Below are 21,392 nucleotides of genomic sequence, written 5' to 3' on the forward strand. Positions count from 1 at the left end.
TTCCGAGGTCAGCCCGTCGGCGCCGGTGCGCTGGGCGTGGTCCACCACGAACTGGATCACCGCCGCCTCGGACAGGGGCAGGGCCAGCGGCTGGCCATAGCGCAGGCCGAACCAGGCCGACCAGTAGCGGATCGCGGCGCGATAGCTGGCGGCCGTATTGGGCGAACTGCCTTCGCGCAGCAGGTCGCGCATGGCGGCGTCGGCCTGGCGGTCGAGCGCGCGGGGGTCCAGCAGGGGCAGCGGGGCCGGGGAGGAGGGCAGCATGCGGGGCGGGAAATGACCGGGATCGGCGAGCCTGGCGTGGCAACGCCCGTGGATACTATCATTCCGCTACGTCGCTACCCGCCCCGAAGGTGCTGCCCGGATGCATGATTCCACCTACCGCATGATCGCCGCGCTGCGGATGCGCCAGTTCGAATTGCTGACGGTGCTGGCGGACACCGGCAGCATGCGCGCCGCGGGCGAGAAGCTCTGCGTGAGCACCGCCGCGGTCAGCAAGGGCCTGGGAGAAATCGAGACGCTGCTGGGCATCACCGTGTTCGAGCGCCATGGCCGCGGCGTGAGCCTGACGCGCGACGGCGACATCCTGGTGCACCGCGCCCGCCTGCTGCTGTCCGAGGTGGCCAATCTGGCCGATGACCTGCGCGACCGCAAGCTGGGACACGATGCGGTCCTGCGCATCGGCGCGCCGCCCTTCATCGCCTGGTCGCTGCTGCCCGACGTGCTGCGCGGCATGGCGGGCGACGCGGGATTGCCGCCGGTGCAGATCGTCGAAGGCCGCCTGGACGACACGCAGCGCAAGCTAGAAAGCGGCGAGATCGACGTCCTGCTGACCATGAACACCTCGTCCGAGCTGGGCGGGTTGTGCCAGGAGGGGCTGATGATCCGGCCGGTGGGCCGGGAACAGTGGATCGTGGTGTGCGCCGGCGATCACCCGCTGGCCCTGGCGCCGCGCGCGGCGCCGTGGACCTGGCGCGAGCTGAAACAGCAGGCCTGGGTATTGCCGGCCCGGCCGACGCAGGCCCGGCTGATGATCGAGCAGTTGCTGCTGGACCACAACCTGCCGCCCATCGCGCCCGCCATCGAGTCCATGAACGCCATCACCAATCTCAAGCTGGTCGAACGCCGGCTGGGCCTGAGCCTGCTGGCCCGGCGCACGGTGGAGGAGCGCCTGGCCCGCGGCAGCCTGGTGGCGCTACCGGTCGAGGCGCTGCCGGAGCCGATCCCGATCGTGATGGTGTACCGGACGCCGTGGCACCAGGACGACATCATCGAGCGCTTTCACGATGCCGCGCACGCGCTCCTGCAGGCCGCCACCAGCGCCTCGGCCGACATGCCGTCGGGCAGCAGCGCGGCCAGCAGGTCATTGCGGTCGCGGAACGATTCGGCGTAGACCGCCTCCAGCAGGGTGATGCAGGCGGACAGCAGCGGGCAATCGATGCCCAAGAGGCGCGCCAGCCGTTCCTGGAACACCAGGCCGAACGGCACGTCCTCCAGCACGTAGCGATGCGCCAGCCGGGCCGGGCCGAGCGGGCCGGCGCCGCGGGCGTCGATGGCCCGCGCGATGTCCTCCAACGGGCCCAGCGGCACGTGGTACGAGCGCGAGTAATGCTGCGCCAGGGTCGGCAGCGTGAATCCCAGCGCCCCGGCCAGCGCCAGCCGTTCCCCATCCAGCGCCTGCGCCATGTTGGCGACCACGCCGGTGAAGTGGCCGAACAGCGGCCAGGCCTCGCCGCGGTCCATCCGGGTGAGGTTGGGGATCACCTCCGCCGCATGCGCGATCGGGTTGATGTTGGCCAGGGTGCTGGCCAGCAGGTTGTCGACCGGCGTGAACCGGTCGCCGAACAGGGTCCGGCAATCGGCCAGCGCGTCGCCGCCGCCCTCGGACGGGGCCAGCCAGGCCATGCCGATCTGGCCGCGCGGCGCGTTCAGGTGCAGGCGGCCGTCAGGCAGGAAGTGGGCGGTGGTGAGGGTCGTGCTCCAGCCGACCGCGGTGACGTCGGCGCCATGCGCCGCCGCCGTCCGCCGCAGCCACAGAGGCAGCAGCGACAGGGCGCCGCTGACGATCAGGGTCTGGCCGTCGCGCCAGTAGGGCGCCGCGTCTTGCAGGACCTGCCGGTACTGGGACGCGGGCAGGCAGATGAAGACATGGCTGTAGTCCGACAGGTCGGCCAGCCGCGCCAGCCGTTCCACCGCCACGGCGCCCTCCAGCGCGCCGACGCAGTCGAAGCGCGCCCGGCCGGGCTCGGCATGCGGCCGCAGGCGCCGCCCGGTGGGCGACCACATCGCCACCGGCAGGCCGCTGGCCCGCAGATAGGCCGCCGTGGCGCAGCCGATGCCGCCGGCCCCGACGATCGCGATACGGAAATCGTTGCGCGGCATGTCATTTCACCGAGATGTGGCGGTCGCTGATGATCTTGCCCCAGCGCTGGTTTTCACGCGTGGTGTAGTCGCGCAGCTCGGCCGGACTGGTGCCCATCACGATCACGCCCTGGTGGATCAGCTTCTGCCGCAGGTCGGCGTCGCCGAGCGCCTTGACCAGGGCGCCGTGGAGCCGGTCGATCACCGGGGCGGGAGTGCGCGCCGGCACGAACAGGGCGAAGGCGGTGGCGATCTCGAAGTCCTTGACGCCGGATTCGGCCACGGTCGGCGCCTCGGGCAGCAATGGCGAGCGCTGATCGCTGGAGACGGCCAGGGGCAGCAGCCGGCCCGACTTCAGGAACGGCAGCGAGACGCCCAGGTCCAGGAAGGCCATGTCGACTTCGCCGCTCATCACCGCCGTGGCGGCCGGCCCGCCGCCCTGGTAGGGAATGTGGGTCATCTCGATGCCGGTCAGGGCCATCAGCTGTTCGGCCGCCAGGTGGCTGGTGGACCCCTGGCCGCCCGAGGCGAAGGTCAGCCGGCCCGGCTTTTCGCGCGCCAGCGCCAGCAGTTGCGCCAGGGTCTTGACCTTCAGCGCGGGGTTGACGGTCAGCACCAGCGGGCTGGCGCCCAGCAGCGACACCGGCGCCAGGTCTCGTTCATGCTGGTACGGCAACTGCTTGTACAGGTGCGGGCCGATCACGAAGGTGCTGTTGGTGGCCAGCAGGGTGGTGTAGCCGTCCGGCGCCGCGCGCACCGCCTGGGCGTGGCCGATCGAGCCGTTGGCGCCCGATTTGTTCTCGATCACGATGGGCTGGCCCAGCTCCTTGGCCAGGACGGTGCCCAGCTGGCGCGCCAGCAGATCCACCGCGCCGCCCGGCGGCCACGGCACGATCAGGTTGACGGGCCGTTGCGGGTAGGCGCCCGCGGCCGTGGCGGACTGGGCGCCGGCGTTGCCGCCCCATAGCAGGCAGAACGGAAGCAGCAAGGTTGCCAGGCGGATACTGCGCGGGAGGATCATGGCCATCTCCAGGGATTGACGGCCACAGTGTAGGAAGGCGGCGCGGGGCCGGCCATCGACAAATGGTCAACGCGCCTTAACGGGACGTTGAGCGTGCGGCGACGACGCTATACCGGGGTGACCGGCCCCCGTCCGAAGAACACGCCCTCCAGATTCAGCATGAAGATCCCGAACTGGGCGTCGATCGCCTCCGGCGACCAGCCGCCCACGTGCGGGGTCAGCAGCAGGCGGTCCTGCGCGATCAGTGCCGGGGGCGGGGCGGGTTCGCTTTCATAGACATCCAGCGCCGCCCCGGCGATGCCGCCGGACGCCAGCGCGGCGGCCAGGGCCTGCGTATCCACGATGCTGCCCCGGCCGACATTGACCAGATAGCCGCCCGGGCCGAGCTCCCGCAGCACGGCCGCATTGACCATGTGCCGCGTCGCCGCGCCGCCGGGCATGGCGCAGACCAGCACGTCGCACCAGTGCGCCAGCGCCAGCGCGTCATCGAAGTACTGATAGTCGAATTCCCGCCGCGCGCGGCGGTTGTGGTAGCCGACCGCCATCCTGAAAGCCTGGGCGCGGCCGGCGATGCGTTCGCCCACCGAGCCCAGGCCCAGGATGCCGAGGCGCTTGCCCGAGACGTTGGTGGGCAGGGCGATGGCCGTGCGCCAGACGCCTGCGCGGCACAGCCGGTCCAGGGTGCGGAAATCGCGCATCGCCGCGATTACCATGCCCATGGCGTGGTCCGCGACGCATTCGTCGTTGGCGCCGCGCCCGTTGGTCACCCAGATGCCGCGGGCCTGGGCCGCCGCCACATCGATGTTCTCGTAGCCGGCGCCCATGCTGGCGACCAGCCTGAGGCGGGGCAGCCGGTCCATTTCATCGGCGCGCAGCCCCAGCAGGCCGATGGTCAGCACCGCCTCGAATTCGGCGCCGCGGGTCTGCACGACGCGGGCCCGCTCTTCGGGCGTCAGCGCGAAGGTGGGTTGATGGCGCTGCCGCAGGGCCGCCTCTTGCGCGGGACCCAGCTCGCAGAGCACCAGAACGGAAATGCTCATAGACGGATTGCTCTCTCTGAAACTGCCACGATCTGCTCCTTGCTGTGCGTGTCGGGGTGCGACTGTAGTGGCCCGCTCAATGAAGAACAATCGCTAAAATCAACCGGAATTATTCAAAAAAACTGATCAATGACTTCCGACATCAATTTCAATCTGCTCCGCGCCTTTCTCCTGATCGCGGAGACCAGGAGCTTTCGCGGCGCGTCGGAACAGGCGCATCGCTCGCAGTCGGCGATCAGCGCGCAGATCAAATTGCTCGAGGCGCAGGTGGGCGCCGAGCTGTTCCACCGCACCACGCGCAGCGTCCAGCTGACGGCGGCCGGCAAGCAGCTGTTCGACGCCGCCCGGCGCGGCGTGCGCGAGGTCGAGGCGGGGGTGAGGGAGGTGCGGGAGACGCTGGCCCTGCAGGCCGGCCACGTGGCGGTCGCGGCCACGCCGATTGCCGCCGCCGCGTTGCTGCCGCCCGTGCTGGCCCGCTTCGAGACCCTGTATCCCGGCGTCCGGATGTCGGTGCGCGAGCGGCAGTCGGCGGACGTGCAGGCCCAGGTGCTGCAGGGCGAGGTGGATTTCGGCGTGGTGCCCGGTCCGATGGGCGCCGAATGCGAGTTCGAGCCGCTGGTGACCGAAGAGATCTGCGCGCTGATGGCGCCCCGTCTGTGCCCGGACGCGGCGGACCCGATGCCGTTGAAGGACGTCGCCCGCTTGCCCTTGCTGCTGCTCAGCGACGCCACGTCGCTGCGCATCCTGCTGGACCAGGCGGCGGCGCGGGCGCGCATCCGCCTGACGCCGAAGTACGAATGCATACAGGCCCATACCTTGATCGCGATGGCCGCGGCCGGGCTGGGCGTGGCCATTCTTCCGCGGCTGGCTTTGCCCGCCAGGCCCCCCAAGGGGCTGCGGATCTGCCGGTTGTCGCCATCGCTGACGCGCCAGATGGGGCTCCTGACCCTGCGGGGGCGCCGGCTGGCGCCCGCCGCCGACAAGCTGGCCGCCCTGGTTCGGGAGGCCGCGGCGAAGGTGGTCGCGCGCTAGGGTTGCCGCCGGGTCGTCGCCGCGCCGCGATGCTCGTCTCGCAACCGATGATTGCTTCCCCAAGGCCGCCATCGTCGCATCGTGGGGCGGCGGCAACGGATCGCCTTTAAACTGTGTCTCTTTGCCAGATGCCGGAATCGTTGCCCATGAAAGTCCCCCGAGTCGATGACAAGCCGCCGCGCCCGCCGCGTACCAAACCCGCGGAGGTCCGGCTGGAGGAATTGATGGCCGCCGCCGAAAAGCTGTTCCTGGCCAACGGGGTCGAAGCCACCACCATCAATGCGATCGTGGAAGAGGCCCAGGTCGCCAAGGGCACGTTCTACCACTACTTCTCCGCCAAGACCGACATGCTGGCGGCGTTGGCCCAGCGTTACACGCGCCAGTACCTGGAAGCGCTCGAACGCGCCGTCGATGCCTGTGCCGCGGATGACTGGGTGGGCAAACTGGGGGCGTGGGTGCATGCCAGCGTCCAGACCTACGCCGACACCTACCGCACGCACGACATCGTCTACAGCAATCACCACCACCACGACCGCCAGAACCGCGACAAGAATGCCATCCTGGACCAGCTGCTCGGCATCCTGGAAGGGGGCAGGGCCGCCGGGGTGTGGGCGCTGCCCCGACCCCGGATCACGGCGCTGCTGATCTATTCGGGCGTGCATGGCGTGACGGACGACGCCATCGCGGCACGCCTGGAGGATTGCTCGGAATTCGCCCGTGACGTTGCCGCGGACTGCCTGTGCATGCTGGGCGTGCCGCCGCCAGCCATGTCTATGCGCTCCCCGCCAGCGCGTTGACCAGCGGGGCGACGCAGGGCGCCTGCGCCAGATCGTTGATCCGCGCGGCGACAAGGGGGGCGGCGCGGCGCATGGCGGCGCTGGCGGACAGGCTGCAGCACAGCATGAATTTGCGTTCGAGCGCGGCCTGGTCGAGCGGGTTTTCCGGCCATCCCCGTCCATACGCGGCCGCCACCACGACCGGCGCGGCATCGGCAGGCCGGATCTCCAGGCGGCAGGCATCGAAGCGCGCCAGCGAGGGATCTTCGATGATCTCCACCCGTTGCGCCAACGCCTGCACGGCCGGTTCCCGGGCCGCCCTGGCGGTGAACTGCGCCGGGGTGGCGGCGCCGCGCAGCAGGGCATTGGCCACGATATAGCGGGCGCTGAACTGCGCATCGATTTCGGCGGTTTCCGCCGGGGCATAGGGCGCGCCGCACACCATGCGCATGGTGGGCGACACATGCAGCCGCAAGGTGCTGCCAGCCAGCCGCGGTCGCGGCAGTTCATGGCGACGCGCCAGCAATGCGTCCGTCAGCGCCAGCAGGATGCTGCAATGCGGGTAGGGCTTGAAGCAAGTCGCCTCGCGCCCCAGGTAGCGGTGCCCCAGATCGGCCGTCAAGGCGCTCAAGTCCGGCTCACCCGGCGCGTAGAGCCGGAAAAAGCCATTTTCGCCGCCCAGGATGCGGCGGGGGCCGGTCAGGCCGGCCTGCGCCATTTGCGCGGCTTCGATCGCGTGGCGCGCCACCATGGCCTGGCCGATGCGGACCGCAAGGACCTTGTCCTGATAGTGCTGGAAGGTGCCGATGCCGGAATCGAACGCCAGCCCCACCGCCGACGTGAAGGATTCGCGCGGCAGGCGCAAAAGCCTGGCCGCGATGACGGCGCCGGAGAACAGTCCCAGGACATTGGAATCGAAGCCGCGGTAGAAGAAACCGTGGGCCTGCGCGGCCAGATTGATACGCTGGCCGACATCCTGGCCGATGGCCAGCGCCGCGAGCAATTCGCGCCCGGAGGCGCCGCAGTGCTCCGCCATGGCCAGCGCGACCGGAATATCCGAGGAGCTTGGATGCCAGCCCGGAGAGATCACGTCGCAGAAATCCAGCGCCCGCGCGCGCACGGCATTGACGAAGGCCGCCTGGCCCGCGGCCAGGCGGGTGTCGGTGCCCAGCACGGTGGCTTCCTCGGCGCCGCTCCAGCGCCGCGCCAGCGACAGGGCGGCGTCGACCCCGGAGGCGTCGTAACCCGCGGCCAGGCAGGCCAGGTGGTCGAGCAGGCGCAGACGCTGGAACGCCAGGGTGGCAGGCGGGATATGGTCGCTGTGGACCGCGTGGGCGGCGTCGAGCAAGGGTGAGATCGGATCCTGGGCGTACATGGGGTTCTCCCGGTTCAAGGCATGAAGGCTGGGCGCGCGCCGACGGTGGCGCTGGCGTGGTCGCGGGCATGGCTCAGGCACAACGCATTCAGTCCGGCGTCCAGGCCCGAGTACCAGGCGCCGCCCGCCAGCATCATGCGTTCGCCGTAGTTGCGCAGATAGGCCTGCGCGCGCTCGGCGGCATGGCCAACGGGATAAAGCGCCAAGGTCTTGAGCAAGGCCGGCGCCTGGACGCCGGCCGCCGGGCGGATGGCGCCGAACGGCGCGTCCATGAGCCCGGCCGTGTTGGCGTTGCTGCCCGCCTGGCCGGCAAAGCAGTGGATGACCGCGCAGAGCAGCGGCGCGCCCGCGTTACCCTCGGGCGCGTGGCGCGGGCAATCGAACTTGGCCGTCCCGGCGGCGCCCGGCGGCACCAGCGCCCCGTCCGCCAGCCGGATCGCCCGCCAGGCGCCGGCGCGCGCGGACAGGTCGGCCTGCACGGCGTCGTTGTCGGGGATGATCTGGATTTCACCGTCCAGCAGCCGCAGGCCGGCGGTCCATTCCCACAGGTTGCCGCACAGGTCGGCAATGCCGTGCGCCGTGCCGTCGTGCCGCCAGCGGTCGGGCCCGGAGCCGGTCAGGGTGGCGGGGTTGCCCTGGGCGCAGCCGGGCGCGCGGCCATCGACCCGCACGCCATGCTGCCCGGGCGCCACGGCGTCCCGGCCTTGGTCGGTATTGCCGCGCGGGAGGTGGCCGCGTTCGCGGCACCATTGCGCCAGCGCGGCCCGTTCGGCATTGGTGGCCAGGTGCCAGCCGGGGCCGCAGGCCCGCGCGGCCCGATGGGCTTGATCGAAATCCATGCCGCTGCCGGGCGCCTGGCCGGGCAGGCTGAGCAGTTCGCCGGCGCGTATCACGCCGCCATAGGTGCCGTAGAAGAACACCTGCTGCTGCCGTCCGGCCAGAACGAATGCGGGGTGTTCGCCGCCGGGAAAATCCTGCCGCAGGATCAGGTTCATGTAGCTGGCCTGTCCGCGGCGGGTATACAGCACGGTGCGCCGTCCGCCCGAGGCGCGTTCCACGCGGGCGCGCAGCGCGTCCTGTTTCCAGTAGGTGATCATGGCGATGGCTCCGGTGAATTCTGGCGTAGCGAACCGTCGACAATGACCTGCCAGTGCCCTTGGGAGCAGGGCTCGACCCGCGCGTCGACGCCATAGACCCGCGCGAGCAAGGCCGGGGTGATGACCTGTCGCGGCGCGCCCTGGGCGAACACGCCTGTCTGGTGCAGCACCACGGCATGGTCGGCAAAGCGCAGCGCGTGATTGAGGTCATGGATCGCCATGACGATGCATAGCGACCGCTGGCGCGACAGCCCGCGCAGCAGGGCCAGCACCTCGTATTGGCGTTGCAGGTCGAGCGCGCTGGTGGGCTCGTCCAGCAGCAGGATGCGGGGCGATCGGATCAACGCCTGGGCGATCGACACCAGCTGGCGCTGCCCGCCGCTCAACGCCGCCAGTTCACGCCCGGCCAGGTCGCCGATCCGCAGGGCTTTCAGCAGATGCGTCACGGCGTCGAGTTCGGTCTCATCGACCGACCAGCCCGCCCCTTGCTTGGCCGCGAGCAGTACGGCCTCGAACACCCGCAGCGACGATCCGCTGGAGATGTCCTGCGGCACGTGGGCGGGGCGATTGGGGTGCTGCGGCGGCCACGACACGACCGACCGGCCCGCCACCGCGACCGCCCCCGGACCGGACAACTCCCCCGCGATGCGGCGCAACAGCGTCGACTTGCCCGCCGCGTTCGACCCCAGCAAGGCGGTCACGCTGCCCGGCATCAACCCGGGCAGGTCGATCCCGTGCAGCACGCGTCGGGCGCCGTATGACGCGCCCACGCCGCGCACGTCGAGCAGGGGCGCGCTCATGGCCGCCTCCGGCGCAGGATCAGGGTGAAGAACAGCGGCACTCCCACCAGCGAGGTGACAATGCCGATCGGCAAGGTCTGGCCGGGCAGCACCGACTTGCTGAGCACCGAGGCGGCGGACAGCAGCAGCGCGCCGCACAGCGCGGCGGCCGGCAGCAGGAAGCGCTGGTCTTCGCCCACCACCATCCGCGCGATATGCGGTCCCACCAGCCCGATGAACCCGATGGTGCCGACAAACGACACGCAGACCGAGGCCAGCAGGCTGCCCAGCAGGATGCTGCTCAGGCGCAGCCGGGCGACGGGAATGCCCAGGCTGGCCGCGCGCGCCTCGCCCAGCCGCAGCGCCGTCAGGGCCCATGCCTGGCGCGCAAAGACCAGCCAGACCCCGGCAAGCACGCCGCCCATGATGGCCAGCTTGAGCCAGTTCGCGCGCGACAGGCTGCCCATGGTCCAGAACACGACGGCCGATAACGCCTGGTCCGGCGCGACATACTGCAGGGCTTCGAGCAGGGCGGTAAACGAGAACACGAGTGTCGTGCCCAGCAGCACGATCATCTCGCTGCTGATGCCCGGTTTGCGGCTCAGGCGGTGGATGAACAGCGCGGCGCCCATGGAAACGAGAAAGGCATTGGCCGGGATGGCATACGCCACGGCCGCAGCGGGCAACAGCGTCACGCCCAGCACCAGGCCGATGGCGGCGCCGAAACTGGCGGCGGCGGACAGGCCCAGCGTAAAGGGGCTGGCCAGCGGATTGTTCAGCACGGTCTGCATCTGCACGCCGGCCACCGCCAGGCTGGCGCCGACCACCAGCGCGGACAGGGCGACCGGCAGGCGCAATTCCCAGAAAATGACCTGCACCGCCAGGGGCGCATCCGGCCGCCACAAGGCGGCCAGGACTTGCCCGGGCGGATAGACCGCCTGGCCGGTCGAGAGATCCAGGCCCAGGCAAGCCAGCGTCAACAGGGCGATGCCGAGCAGGATCAGGCGCCGGCGCCGGACCAGTCGCCGGTAGGCCCGCCGGCCTTGTTCGCGTTCGGCCGGCGAGGCGGGGTGCGGGGCGGACAGCGCAGAGCGTTCGTGTGTCATGAGTCGGTGTTCAGGCTGAGCCAGTAGCCCGGTTGATAGGCAACGGGCAGGAATCGCGCATGCAGTTCGCGAAAGGTGGCGTCGGGATCGAGCGTGGCGAAACGCTCGGGATGCAGCCACTTGGCGACCTTCTGCAAGGCGACGAAGTAGTAGGGGTTGTCATAGAAGGGGTGCCAGATGGCGTGTACCCGCCCCCGCCGCACGGCGGCGAGCGTGCGATAGGCCGGCCGCTGCATCAGGCGCCGCAGGCGCGCATGGCCTTCGGACGGATCGGCGCCCGGGCCGAGATTGACCCAGTCGCCCGTCGGCGAATACAGTCTCCAGTCGGCCCCGGTCACCAGAATGACTTCCGGATCGGCGGCGATCACCTGCTCGGGGTGCAACGTGCCAAAGGTGCCGTGCAACCAGTGCGATCCCAGGTTGTCGCCGCCGGCGGCCGTGACCAGTTCGCCGAAATTGCCATCGCCATAGGAAAGGCAGCAATCGTCATACAGGCCGGCCGCCCGCTCGACCATGACGCTGGGGCGATGGCCGAGGTCCCGCAACGGCGCCATGACACGGTCGATCTGTCGCTGGCGAAACCGCAGGAAGGACTGGGCGCGGACAGGCTCGCCCAGCACCTCGCCCATGATTTCGATGCTGCGTCGGGTGTTCTCGAACATGCGCGTGCGGAAGTCGACGTAGGCCAGGGGCACGCCGGCCCGCGCCAGGCGCGCCGCCAGGCCGGACGATTCGGCGGCGGCGCGCGAGCTCAGGTTCAACACCACCACGTCCGGTTCCAGCGAAATCGCCAGTTCGATGTCGATGGCGCCCACATTGGAGCCGCGAAACGTGGGAATGCGGTCGATCGTGGGAAAACGCTGGCGATAAGCCTGGTAGCCCCCCAGGTCGGCGGAACGGAAGTTGTCGCCCCAGCCCACGATGGGCGTGAATGGATCGTCCGGACGCAGTAGCGCGACCACGTAGGCCAGCGGGCCGTCGCCCAGCACGATACGGCGGGCCGGCAGGCGCGCCCGCACCGGGCGGCCGGCGATATCGGTCAGCGTGGCGGTGCCCTGCGCGGTGGCGCCCGCCGTGGCCAGAGGCAGCAGCGCGGCGCCGGCCATGCCGCGCAGGATCGCCCGGCGGGGGCGGGAGGGTGTCACGGGCACGGCGTCACCAGCGGTAGCTCAGGGTCGCGACGGCGCTGCGGTCCTGGCCAATGAAGCAGTACATCGCCGATACGCAACTGGCGACGTAATGCTTGTTGGTCAGGTTGCTGACGTTCAGCCCCAGGCTGGCGCCGCGCAGGCCGGGCGAGAGCCGGGCCAGGTCATAGCTGACGGCCATATCCAGCAGCGTGACGGCGGGCACCTTGAAGGTGTTGGCCGGGTCGCCGTAGGTCGAGCCCAGGTAGCGCACGCCGACGCCAGCCAGCAGGCCCGCCAGCGGGCCGCCGCCGACGCGGTAGTCCACCCAGGCCGAGGCGCTGTGGCGCGGGGTCTGGGCCAGGCTCTTGCCGCGATACGCCGCATCCTTGACCAATTGATTGTCCAGGTAGGCATAGCTGGCGATCAGGTTCAGGCCGGGAGCCAGCCGGGTGTTGGCCTGCAGTTCGACGCCTCGCGAGCGCACTTCGCCCGATTGCGTCCAATAGCCCAGATGCCGGGTATCCGATGTCTTGACGTTGGTCTGGTTCAGCTGGAACACGGCCGCGCTCAGCATCGTGCTCGAATTCGCGGGTTGGAACTTCACGCCCGCTTCGTACTGGGTCGCCTCGGTCGGCTTGAAGGCGCTGCCGCCGTAATCGTTGCCCAACACCGGGTCGAACGAGGTGGCATAGCTGAAGTAGGGCGAGAGGCCGTTATCGAAGACATAGCCCAGGCCCGCGCGCGTGCTCCATTTGCGGTCTTTCTGTTCGCTGCGCTTCCAGACGGGCGAATAGCTGCGCGATTCATCCTCGGTTCTGGAGGAGTCGTGCCGCGCGCTCAACGTCAGGCGCCAGCCTGCGTAGGCCACCTGGTCCTGGGCGTAGACGCCCACGCGGTCAAAGCGCTGGCGCACGTTGTAGGGCCAACGGGTCCTGCTGTCGGTGAAATCCGGTGTGGCGACAGGGCGATAGTGGTCGGGATCGTAAGGGTCGAACGCCACCGGATCCATGCGATACGAGTCGTTGCGCAACGTGCCCTTGGCGTAGTCAACGCCCAGCAGAAGGGTGTGCCGGGTCGGGCCGAGGTCGAAGCTGCCAGTGAGGTTGTTGTCGGCCGAGAAGGTGTTGGAACTGGCCGGGGCCAGGCCGTAGGTGCCTTCGAGCCACAGGTGGCCGGCCCGGTTCTGATAGCCGTAGATCGAGGTGCGCTTGATGTCGGAGTCGACGTACATGTAGCGCATGTTGCTGTTGAAGGACCAGCCATTGCCGAAATCATGGCTGAACAACGAGCTGATCGAATCCTGCTTGCGGCTCGATCCCTGGAAATCCATGTCGGTGTAATTGCGTCGGCGGTCCACCCGCGGATACGGGCTGCCATTCAGGCCCAGGGCGACCGCCGGCAGGCTGTTGTAGTCGGGAATCTCGGGTTCGCGCGAATGCGTGGCCAGCAACGTCCACGAAGTCGAGGCCGTGGGCCGCCAGGTCAGGGCGGGCGCCAGATAGACGCGCTGGTGCCTGACGTCCTCGACCTGGCCCTTGGCGTCCAGGCCGATCGCGGTCAGCCGATAGAGCCATTGGCCGTCCTGGTCGAGCGGGCCGGTGGTGTCGATCGCGATCTGCCGGCGGCCGAAATTGCCCATCTGCAGATTGATCTCGTGGGCGGATTCCGCCTGCGGCCGGCGGCTGACCTGGTTGACGATGCCGCCGCCCGTGCCCTGGCCGTACACCGCCGAAGCCGGCCCCCGCAGCACTTCCACGCGCTCCAACGCGAACGGATCCACCTGCGTGGTCCAGGTCGATACGTTGGTGATCATGCGCAGGCCGTCCAGGTAGTAGTCCGCGTCCACGCCCCGGATCCGGGTCAGGTCCAGCTGGCCGCCGAATCCGCCGTACTTCTCGCTGTAGGCGCCAGCGGTATAGCGCAACGCCTGGCTGGCGCTGGCCGGCTGCTGCACGTCCATCTGCCCGCGCGTGATGACGGAGATCGACTGCGGCGTCTCCAGGATGGGGGTTGCGGTCTTGGTGCCGGCGCGGGATTGCTCCGCCACGTATCCGTGGACCGGCCCTTCGGCGCCCGCGTCGCTGTCGCCGCTGACCGTGACGCCGGCAAGGGTGGGTACTTCGGCGGCGGCGTCGCCAGGGTTGCCTTGCGGGGGCGCGGCCAGGCCGGGCGAGGGCAGGGCCAGCAGGGACGCCAGCAGCAGCCCGGCGCGGGCGGCAACGCCGCGAATTGCCTGGGCAGGGGGCGCGCAAAGGGGGCAAGCAGAGGCGGGGCGAGCCTCGAATCGGCAGGTCATCGTGTACATCCGTGTGGGCAGAAAGCGGTGCAGTATATTCATCGACCGACCGTCGGTCAATGTAAATAAATCGCATTTGCGCTTCGATGGGCGATGCCGCAGGAACGGGGCGAGCGGGTGGAGGAGGGGCGGATTTCGTGTACGAGAGGCAAATTCCCTCGAATACCGCCTCTGTCATGCTGAATATATAAAATCATACATATGCTGTATGATATAAAACGTATATATGAAATTAATCACGATAAGATTCCATTATCGTGAGTAAATAACCGACTTGAACCGGGAAATCGAGCCATGGCCACGGGAATTACGGAATTGGATGTCTGGCGCGCCTCCGACGCCTTGCTGCTGGAGGGCGCGCGGCCCACCATCGAGCGGGTGCGCCAGAAGATCGGGCGTGGCTCGCCCAATACGGTCAGTCCGCACCTGGAATCCTGGTTCCGATCGCTGGGCGCGCGCATCCAGGATCCGGGCGCGTTCGCGGCGCCCGCCGCGGTGCCCGAGCCGGTGGCCCAGGCCGCCGCGCATTTCTGGGAATCGGCGCTGGCCGCCGCCCGCGCCGAGCAGGCCGAGGCCAACCGACAGCGCTGGGCGGAACTACATGAAGAGGGCGAGCGGCTGGATGCGCTCACCGAACAGCTGCGCCAGCGCGAAGCCAATCTGGAACACCGCGAACGCGACCTGGAGGCCGGCCTGAAGGTCGCCACCGGCCAACTGGCCGCCACCGAGGAACGCCTGCGGGCGGCCGAGGCCCAGTTGCGCCAGCGCGACGAAGCCGTGGCGGTCGAGCAACGGCAGTTGGCGGACGCCCGCGGCGCCTTGCTGGCTCACGTGGCCGATGCCGAGCGCGCCCGGGGCGAGCAGGCCGAGGCCCTGGCCGCCACCCAGGAGCGTCATGCCGCCCATGAGCGCCGCTGGCTCAACGAGCTGGACGCCGAGCGCGGCCAGGTCAAGCGCCTGCAGGCCCGGCTGGACGAATTGCAGGCCGCCCAGCAGCAACAGGCCGAACAATCGCGCCAGGCCCTGGCGCAGGCGGCCGAGCGCCAGCGCGGCGCCGAGTCAGAGGCCGCCGAGCGCCTGCGGGCGGCCCAGGCCGAGGTCCTGGCCGCGCGCGGGGAAGCCCAGGCGCAGCTGAGCCGGCAACTGGCCGATGTGGCCGTCGCGCAGGAAGCGCTGCAGGCCTCGCGCCGCCGCGAGCAGGACCTGACCCAGCGCCTGGCGGCCAGCGATGCCCAGCAGGCGGACCTGCTGGGCCAGTTGCGGACCCGCGACGGGCAGTTGCTGGAACTGACGCGGCACCTGATTGCCGCCCGGGTCGCCATGCGGCCCACGCCGGGCGGGACGAAATAGGGGGTACCGGCGGGGTTTTCGGATAAATTCGTACACGGCCCGATCCTTGCGCGGCCGTTGCCTGGAGCACCGCTTGAACCCGAACCCACGCCCGAACGCGGACCTTGCCCGCAACCTGCTCGTCATCGTCATCCTGTCGGCCTTGATGATCGGCAGCCTGTATGTGCTGAAACCCTTCCTGTTCGGGCTGATCTGGGCCACCACCATCGTGGTGGCGACCTGGCCGGTGATGCTGGCGGTGCAGAAGCGCTGCGGCGGCCGGCGCTGGATGGCGACGGTGGCCATGTTGATCGTGCTGCTGGTGGTGATCGTGCTGCCGCTGTACCAGGCCATCTCCACCCTGGCGCTGCATGGCGGCGCCATCATGACCGCCATCAAGAGCTTGCCCGACTACGCCCTGATGGCGCCGCCGGGCTGGGTGCAGGGCATCCCGCTGGGCGGGCCGCGCATCGCCCAGGAATGGCAGGCGCTGGCCGATGCCGGCGCGGGCGGACTGCTGGCGCGCCTGGAGCCCTATGTGACCATGGCGGCCAAGTGGCTGCTGAGCAATGCGGCCATCGTCGGCGTGTTCGTGATGCACATGCTGATCACCATCGTCATCGCCGGCATTCTCTATAGCCAGGGCGATGTCGCCGCCAATTTCGTGCAGCGCTTCGCCAATCGCCTGGCTGGCCATCGCGGCGTGTCGGCGATCCGCCTGGCGGGCCTGTCGATCCGCGCGGTGGCGCTGGGCATCGTGGTGACGGCGGTGGTGCAGTCGGCGCTGGGCGGGCTGGGCCTGTGGATCGCCGGGGTGCCGGCGGCCGGGATCATCACCGCACTGATGCTGATGCTGTGCCTGGCCCAGCTGGGGCCGTTCCTGCCGTTGCTGGGCGGCGTGGTCTGGCTGTTCCAGAACGACATGAAGGTGGCCGCGGTCCTGCTGCTGGTGTGGGCGGTGCTGGTGACCATGCTCGACAACCTGCTGCGGCCGATGCTGATCAAGCGCGGCGTGAATCTGTCGATGCTGCTGATCCTGGCGGGAGTGCTGGGCGGCATGTTCGCCTTCGGCATCGTCGGCCTGTTCATCGGCCCGGTGATCCTGGCGGTGACCTCGACGCTGCTCAAGGCCTGGGTCGACGAGGTGCCGCCGCCCGAGGCCAACGCGCCGGCCGTGGCCCGTCAGCCCACCGATCTCTGAGGCGTCGCGGGCCGGGCATCGGCCCGCGCCTGCCTGGCCGCCTAGGCGTCCGGCGAGACCGCAAGCTGGTGCAATTTTTATTGCCGCCAGGTCCGTATCCTTGGCGGGTGCGCCGCGATCCGCGGCGCGTCGCCCGCCCGCAACCAGGAGACCTCCGTGACGACCGACTCCCCGCAACCCTTCGATTGGCGCCTCGCCGTGGTCGATCCGACGCCACGGGCGCCCGCGGGCTTCCGCTCGCTGGTCACGCCGACCAGTCGCGGCTCGACCACGCTGTTCGAGCGCGCCGCCGACCTGCGCGACGATTGGGACGCGGAAAAGGCGCCGTATACCTATGGCCTGCACGGCACCCCCACCGTGCTGGAGCTGGGCGCGCGCATCGCGCAGCTGGAGCAGGGGCGCCACTGCTTCATCACGCCGGGCGGGCAGGCCGCCATCGCCTTGATCTACCTGGCTTTCTGCGGCGCCGGCGACCACGCGCTGCTGCCGGATACCGCCTACGGTCCCAACCAGGGGCTGGCCGGCGGCCTGCTCAAGCGGCTGGGCATCGAGGTGCAGACCTACGATCCGCTGATCGGCGCGGGCATCGCCGCGCTGCTGCGGCCCAATACCCGGCTGGTCTGGTGCGAGAGCCCGGGCTCGGCCACCATGGAAATCCAGGACGTGCCGGCGATCGCGGCGGCCGCGCACCGGGCCGGCGCGGTGGTGGCGCTGGACAATACCTACGCCGCCGGCGTGCTGTTCGATGCCTTCGCCCACGGCGCGGACGTCACCATGCAGGCGCTGACCAAGTACATCGGCGGCCACAGCGACCTGTTGCTGGGCTCGGTGACCTGCCGCGACGAGGCGCACTACCGGGCGCTGGGCGAGGCGCGCAATTTCCTCGGCATGGCGGCCTCGCCGGACGATTGCAGCCTGGCGCTGCGCGGACTGCAGACCCTGGGGGTGCGGCTGGCGCAACTGGAGCGCGGCACGCTGGAGGTGGCGCAATGGCTGGCGCGCCGGCCCGAGGTGCGGACGGTGCTGCACCCGGCCTTGCCATCGTGCCCGGGCCACGAGATCTGGAGGCGCGATTTCACCGGCTCGGCCAGCGTGTTTTCGATCGTGCTGCGGGACGGCCCCAGCCGTGCGCAAATCGAGGCCTTCGTCGACCGGCTGGCGCTGTTCAAGATCGGCTACAGCTGGGGCGGCGTGACCAGCCTGGCGGCGCCATACTTCAACCTGCGCCGCACGCTGCGTCCGTATGGCGACCGGCTGGTGCGCCTGAATGTGGGGCTGGAGCCGCCCGCCGCGCTGATCGCGGACCTGGAACAGGCGTTCGCGGCGCTGGCCTAGAGCCTGTTCACGCGACCAGGAGCCGTGCACTGACCCAGGCGCGGGAACGGCCGTCGCGGCGCCCGCTCGCGGCGGCGGCCGCCGGAAAGGGCGTAACATCTCGAGCCAGGCGCTGCCGCCGCGTTCGCGCGCTGCCTCGCGGCGCCGGCCTTTCCCGTTTTTGACGCAGTTTCCAAGATGACGACGTACCCGCCGATTGCTTTTCCTTCCCGTTCCCAGGCCTCCCTCCGACAGGCGGGCCGGCCATGAGCGACAGCGTCCGCCTTGCCAAGCGCCTGGCCACCGAACAATCCTGTTCGCGCGGCGACGCCGAACGCTATATCGAGGGCGGCTGGGTCGCCGTGGACGGCAAGGTGGTCGAGGAACCCGGCTACCGCGTCCAGCCCGGCCAGGCCGTCAGCCTGTTGCCCGGCGCCCGCCTCGAAGAGATGCGCCCGGTCAGCGTGCTGGTGCACAAGCCGGCCGGCCTGTCGGCCTCGGATCCGGCCGAATCGGCGCTGGACCTGGTCATGCCCGCCAACCTGATGCCGGGCGACCGCTCGGGCCAGCGCTATCTCAAGCGCATGTTCAATGGCCTGAAGCTGGCCACGCCGCTGGAACGCGCGGCCAGCGGGCTGGTGGTCTACACCCAGGAATTCGCGGTGGCGCGCAAGCTCATCGAAGAGGGGCGCCACGTCGAGCAGGAATACATCGCGCAGGTGCGCGGCACGCTCGATGCGGCCGCGCTGACGCGCCTGCAGCGCGGCCTGGCCTATGAGGGCCGGCCGGCCACGCCGATGAAGGTCAGCTGGCAGAATGAGAGCCACCTGCGCTTCGCGCTGAAGACGCCCGCCCTGGGATTCATCGAGTACGCCTGCGACAGCGTCGGGCTGCAACTGCAAGCCCTGCGCCGCATCCGTATCGGCCGTCTGCCGATGGCCGGACTGGCCGCGGGGCAGTGGCGCTACCGGCTGGAATACGAGCGCTTCTAGCGCCGCGGCGCGGGCGTGGCCACGGGACGGGGCGTTCGAGACGGCATTCGCCCGCCGCATGCGCTGTTACGGACTTAAAGTAGATTCTGGAATAAGTTGAAGTGGATTCTGGAATCATGCGATTCCAGACTTCATCCTGATTCTCCGTTTGTTATTTAATTTATTGATAAATAAGAATAATAAAAATGATCTGAAAAGGATGGCATATGCCGGCAAGGCAGCACGAGCGACACGCTCCGCAGGATCCGGCACGGCGCGGCCTGCTCAAGGCCGCCGGCGCGCTGGGCCTGTCCAGCCTGGCGCTGGCCGGTTGCGCGAGCCGCGTGGCCGCGCCGGCGGACCGTGGCGAGGCGGCGCCATCTTCCGGGCCGTCTTCGGCGGCGCCGCGGCGCGATGCGCCCGTGCCGGCCTTGCGTCCGGGCGGCCGTGTCGCCATCGTGGCGCCGGCCTCGGCGGCCGATGGCGCGGCCTTCGAGGCGGCGGAATGGCTGCAGGCGCGCGGTTACGACCCGCGCATCATGCCGGCCGCGCTGACGCGCAGCGATCCGCCCTATGACTACCTGGCCGGTGACGACGACGCCCGGCTGAACGACCTGCACGCGGCCTTTGCCGACCCGGCCATCGACGCCATTTGGTGCCTGCAAGGCGGTTTCGGCTCGTGGCGGCTGGCGGACCGGCTCGACATCGGCCTGCTGCGCCAGCACCCCAAGCCCTTCATCGGCTACAGCGACATCACCGCGCTGCACCTGGCGATCCAGCGCCATGCCGGCTTCGTGACGTTCCACGGGCCGATGCTGGCGCAGGACCTGGTGGCGGGCAAGCAGGAGCCCACCGCCAGCCACGTGCTGGCGATGGTCGGCGGCCAGTTCGGGCAGGGCGCCTGGATCGACGCCCCGCCGGAATCCAACCCGGTGGTGCTGGCGCCCGGCGTGGCCAGCGGCCGGCTGGTGGGCGGCAACCTGGCGCTGATCGCCGCCATGATCGGCTCGCGCCACGAGATCGCCACGCGCGACGCCATCCTGTTCATCGAGGACGTCAACGAGGCGCTGCCGCGCATCGACCGCTTGCTGTCGCAATTGCGCGCGGCCGGCAAGTTCGATCGCATCAAGGGCGTGCTGGCCGGCAATTTCACCCGCCTGGGGCTACCGGGGGGTGACGCGGTCGGCCAGAGCCTGTTGTTCCCGCTGCTGCTGGAGCAATTCCAGGCGCGCGGCATCCCGGTGCTGGCGGCCTGGCCCAGCGGCCATGGCGACCCCAACCTGACGCTGCCGCTCGGCGCCCTGGTGACGCTGGACACCCAGCGACGCGGCCTGCGGCTGGAACAGGCCGTGGCGGTCCAGGCCGCGCCGCTGTAGCCCGGAGACCCGCCGCATGAATCCTTTCTTCGATACCCTGAGCCGCCGGTTGAACGCGCCCGAACGCCAGCGCCCGCGGCAGCGGCATGCCCGCGCCAAGGCGTTCCATTGCGTTTGCGGCCAGCGGGTGTTCTTCAACAACACCGAATGCCTGAACTGCCATCGGCAACTGGGCTTCGATCCGCGCCACGGCCACATCGTGGCGCTGGACCCGGGCAAGACAGATGGTTGCTGGATCGAGGCCGGGCGGGTGCGCGGCAGGACCTTCAAGCGCTGCGTCAATTTCTCGTCGCCGGCCGCCTGCAATTGGCTGCTGCCGGCCGCGCGCGCGGATCATCTCTGCATCGCCTGCAGCCTCAATCGCACCATCCCCGACCTGTCGGTGCCGGGCAATGGCGCGCTGTGGCGCAAGGTCGAGAGCGCCAAGCGCCAGTTGATCGCCCAGTTGCTGACGCTGGGGCTGCCGATTCCGCGGGCGCGCACGCCGGGCGACGGCGGGCTGGCGTTCGACCTGCTGGCGCCCTCTGACGACGGCGCGCCGCTCCTGACCGGCCATGGCCATGGGCTGATCACGCTCAATATCCACGAGGCCGACGACGCCTACCGGGTCCAGGTGCGCGAGGCGATGCACGAGCCGTACCGCACCCTGGTGGGCCATTTCCGCCATGAGATCGGCCATTTCTATTGGGACCGGCTGGTGGCCGGCAGCTCCTGGCTGGCGCCATTCCGTCAGGTGTTCGGCGATGAGCGCGAAGACTACGCGCAGGCGTTGCGACGCCATTACGAGCAGGGCGCGCCGGCCGACTGGGCGCAACGCTTCATCAGCGCCTACGCCTCGTCGCATCCCTGGGAAGACTGGGCCGAGACCTGGGCCCATTACCTGCACATGATGGACGCGCTGGACACCGCTTTCAGCTTTGGCGTGGCGCGGGTGCCGCTAGAGCAGGCCAGCGATCCCTTCACCCGGGCGTCGCTGTACGACCCGGACGATCCCGAGGGCCAGGGCTTTCTCGACCTGGTCAATGGCTGGGTGGCGCTGACCGGCGTGCTCAACGAGCTGTCACGCAGCATGGGTCAGCGCGACTTCTATCCCTTCGTGCTGCCCGCCGCGGTGGTGGGCAAGCTGCAGTTCGTGCATCGGGTGATCCGGGCCGCGGCGCGCTGATGCCGCGGCCGGTTGCGGCGCGG

18 protein-coding genes and 1 pseudogene are annotated in these 21,392 nt (G+C 69.7%); 9 read left to right on the top strand and 10 right to left on the bottom strand.

The features are described 5' to 3' along the window. Positions 1–264 (bottom strand): annotated as a pseudogene (locus AOZ53_RS34735) (integrase); the annotation flags it as partial. Positions 265–364: 100 nt separating this feature from the next. Between AOZ53_RS34735 and AOZ53_RS16645 the strand changes: the two are divergent. Beyond that, the gene (locus AOZ53_RS16645; protein WP_054430361.1) at positions 365–1,393 is read left to right on the top strand and encodes a LysR family transcriptional regulator; all 1,029 of its coding nucleotides are present in this window, start codon (positions 365–367) and stop codon (positions 1,391–1,393) included. On the opposite strand, the gene AOZ53_RS16650 is transcribed toward AOZ53_RS16645, so the two are convergent. From AOZ53_RS16650 to AOZ53_RS16660, 3 genes are all read right to left on the bottom strand, one after another. Continuing rightward, entirely contained in the window at positions 1,282–2,382 is a 1,101-nt protein-coding gene (locus tag AOZ53_RS16650; RefSeq protein ID WP_054430362.1) for an NAD/NADP octopine/nopaline dehydrogenase family protein, read from the bottom strand. The two genes, AOZ53_RS16645 and AOZ53_RS16650, sit on opposite strands and share 112 nt — an antisense overlap. Position 2,383: 1 nt before the next feature. Beyond that, a complete protein-coding gene (locus AOZ53_RS16655; protein ID WP_054430363.1) occupies positions 2,384–3,382 on the bottom strand; it encodes a Bug family tripartite tricarboxylate transporter substrate binding protein in 999 nt (332 codons plus the stop codon). Between the two features lie 107 nt (positions 3,383–3,489). Then, positions 3,490–4,422, bottom strand: coding sequence for a 2-hydroxyacid dehydrogenase (locus AOZ53_RS16660; RefSeq protein WP_054430364.1), 933 nt, complete (start codon positions 4,420–4,422; stop codon positions 3,490–3,492). 129 nt (positions 4,423–4,551) lie between these two features. Between AOZ53_RS16660 and AOZ53_RS16665 the strand changes: the two genes are divergently transcribed. After that, positions 4,552–5,454, top strand: a complete 903-nt coding sequence (locus AOZ53_RS16665) for a LysR family transcriptional regulator (protein WP_054430365.1) — start codon at positions 4,552–4,554, stop codon at positions 5,452–5,454. Between the two features lie 146 nt (positions 5,455–5,600). Then, positions 5,601–6,251: a TetR/AcrR family transcriptional regulator gene (locus AOZ53_RS16670; protein ID WP_156333409.1), complete on the top strand. Its 651-nt coding sequence runs from the start codon at positions 5,601–5,603 to the stop codon at positions 6,249–6,251. On the opposite strand, the gene AOZ53_RS16675 is transcribed toward AOZ53_RS16670, so the two are convergent. The 6 genes from AOZ53_RS16675 to AOZ53_RS16700 are packed head-to-tail and all read right to left on the bottom strand — an operon-like array spanning position 6,226 to position 14,013. Beyond that, positions 6,226–7,605: an MmgE/PrpD family protein gene (locus AOZ53_RS16675; protein WP_054430367.1), complete on the bottom strand. Its 1,380-nt coding sequence runs from the start codon at positions 7,603–7,605 to the stop codon at positions 6,226–6,228. The genes AOZ53_RS16670 and AOZ53_RS16675 overlap by 26 nt on opposite strands. Positions 7,606–7,619: 14 nt before the next feature. Further along, positions 7,620–8,702 (bottom strand): hypothetical protein, encoded by a 1,083-nt coding sequence (locus AOZ53_RS16680; protein WP_054474293.1) that lies wholly within the window; start codon positions 8,700–8,702, stop codon positions 7,620–7,622. Beyond that, complete coding sequence (locus AOZ53_RS16685; protein ID WP_054430369.1) at positions 8,699–9,502, bottom strand: ABC transporter ATP-binding protein; 804 nt, start codon at positions 9,500–9,502, stop codon at positions 8,699–8,701. The genes AOZ53_RS16680 and AOZ53_RS16685 overlap by 4 nt, the downstream gene beginning before the upstream one ends. Next, a complete protein-coding gene (locus AOZ53_RS16690; RefSeq protein WP_054474294.1) occupies positions 9,499–10,587 on the bottom strand; it encodes a FecCD family ABC transporter permease in 1,089 nt (362 codons plus the stop codon). The genes AOZ53_RS16685 and AOZ53_RS16690 overlap by 4 nt, the downstream gene beginning before the upstream one ends. Beyond that, the gene (locus AOZ53_RS16695; protein WP_231690625.1) at positions 10,584–11,732 is read right to left on the bottom strand and encodes an ABC transporter substrate-binding protein; all 1,149 of its coding nucleotides are present in this window, start codon (positions 11,730–11,732) and stop codon (positions 10,584–10,586) included. Before AOZ53_RS16695 ends, AOZ53_RS16690 begins: the two co-directional genes overlap by 4 nt. 10 nt (positions 11,733–11,742) lie before the next feature. After that, the gene (locus tag AOZ53_RS16700; RefSeq protein ID WP_082385663.1) at positions 11,743–14,013 is read right to left on the bottom strand and encodes a TonB-dependent siderophore receptor; all 2,271 of its coding nucleotides are present in this window, start codon (positions 14,011–14,013) and stop codon (positions 11,743–11,745) included. 294 nt (positions 14,014–14,307) lie between these two features. Between AOZ53_RS16700 and AOZ53_RS16705 the strand changes: the two genes are divergently transcribed. The 6 genes from AOZ53_RS16705 to AOZ53_RS16730 all read left to right on the top strand — a co-directional run bounded on the left by AOZ53_RS16705 (position 14,308) and on the right by AOZ53_RS16730 (position 21,369). Next, positions 14,308–15,363 (top strand): DNA-binding protein, encoded by a 1,056-nt coding sequence (locus AOZ53_RS16705; protein ID WP_054488556.1) that lies wholly within the window; start codon positions 14,308–14,310, stop codon positions 15,361–15,363. A 73-nt stretch (positions 15,364–15,436) separates the two neighbouring features. Further along, positions 15,437–16,543, top strand: coding sequence for an AI-2E family transporter YdiK (ydiK, locus tag AOZ53_RS16710; protein WP_082385656.1), 1,107 nt, complete (start codon positions 15,437–15,439; stop codon positions 16,541–16,543). Positions 16,544–16,699: 156 nt separating this feature from the next. Next, the gene (locus AOZ53_RS16715) at positions 16,700–17,878 is read left to right on the top strand and encodes a cystathionine beta-lyase (RefSeq protein ID WP_082385657.1); all 1,179 of its coding nucleotides are present in this window, start codon (positions 16,700–16,702) and stop codon (positions 17,876–17,878) included. A gap of 245 nt (positions 17,879–18,123) precedes the next feature. Then, positions 18,124–18,849 (top strand): RNA pseudouridine synthase, encoded by a 726-nt coding sequence (locus AOZ53_RS16720; RefSeq protein ID WP_054488558.1) that lies wholly within the window; start codon positions 18,124–18,126, stop codon positions 18,847–18,849. 401 nt (positions 18,850–19,250) lie between these two features. After that, a complete protein-coding gene (locus AOZ53_RS16725; protein WP_054430659.1) occupies positions 19,251–20,204 on the top strand; it encodes a S66 peptidase family protein in 954 nt (317 codons plus the stop codon). A 16-nt stretch (positions 20,205–20,220) separates the two neighbouring features. Then, positions 20,221–21,369, top strand: coding sequence for a zinc-binding metallopeptidase family protein (locus AOZ53_RS16730; protein WP_054488560.1), 1,149 nt, complete (start codon positions 20,221–20,223; stop codon positions 21,367–21,369). The last annotated feature ends 23 nt before the right edge of the window (positions 21,370–21,392 follow it).

It is taken from the genome of Achromobacter sp. 2789STDY5608621, from assembly GCF_001299375.1.
In the GTDB taxonomy this organism is placed as follows: domain Bacteria; phylum Pseudomonadota; class Gammaproteobacteria; order Burkholderiales; family Burkholderiaceae_B; genus Achromobacter; species Achromobacter insuavis.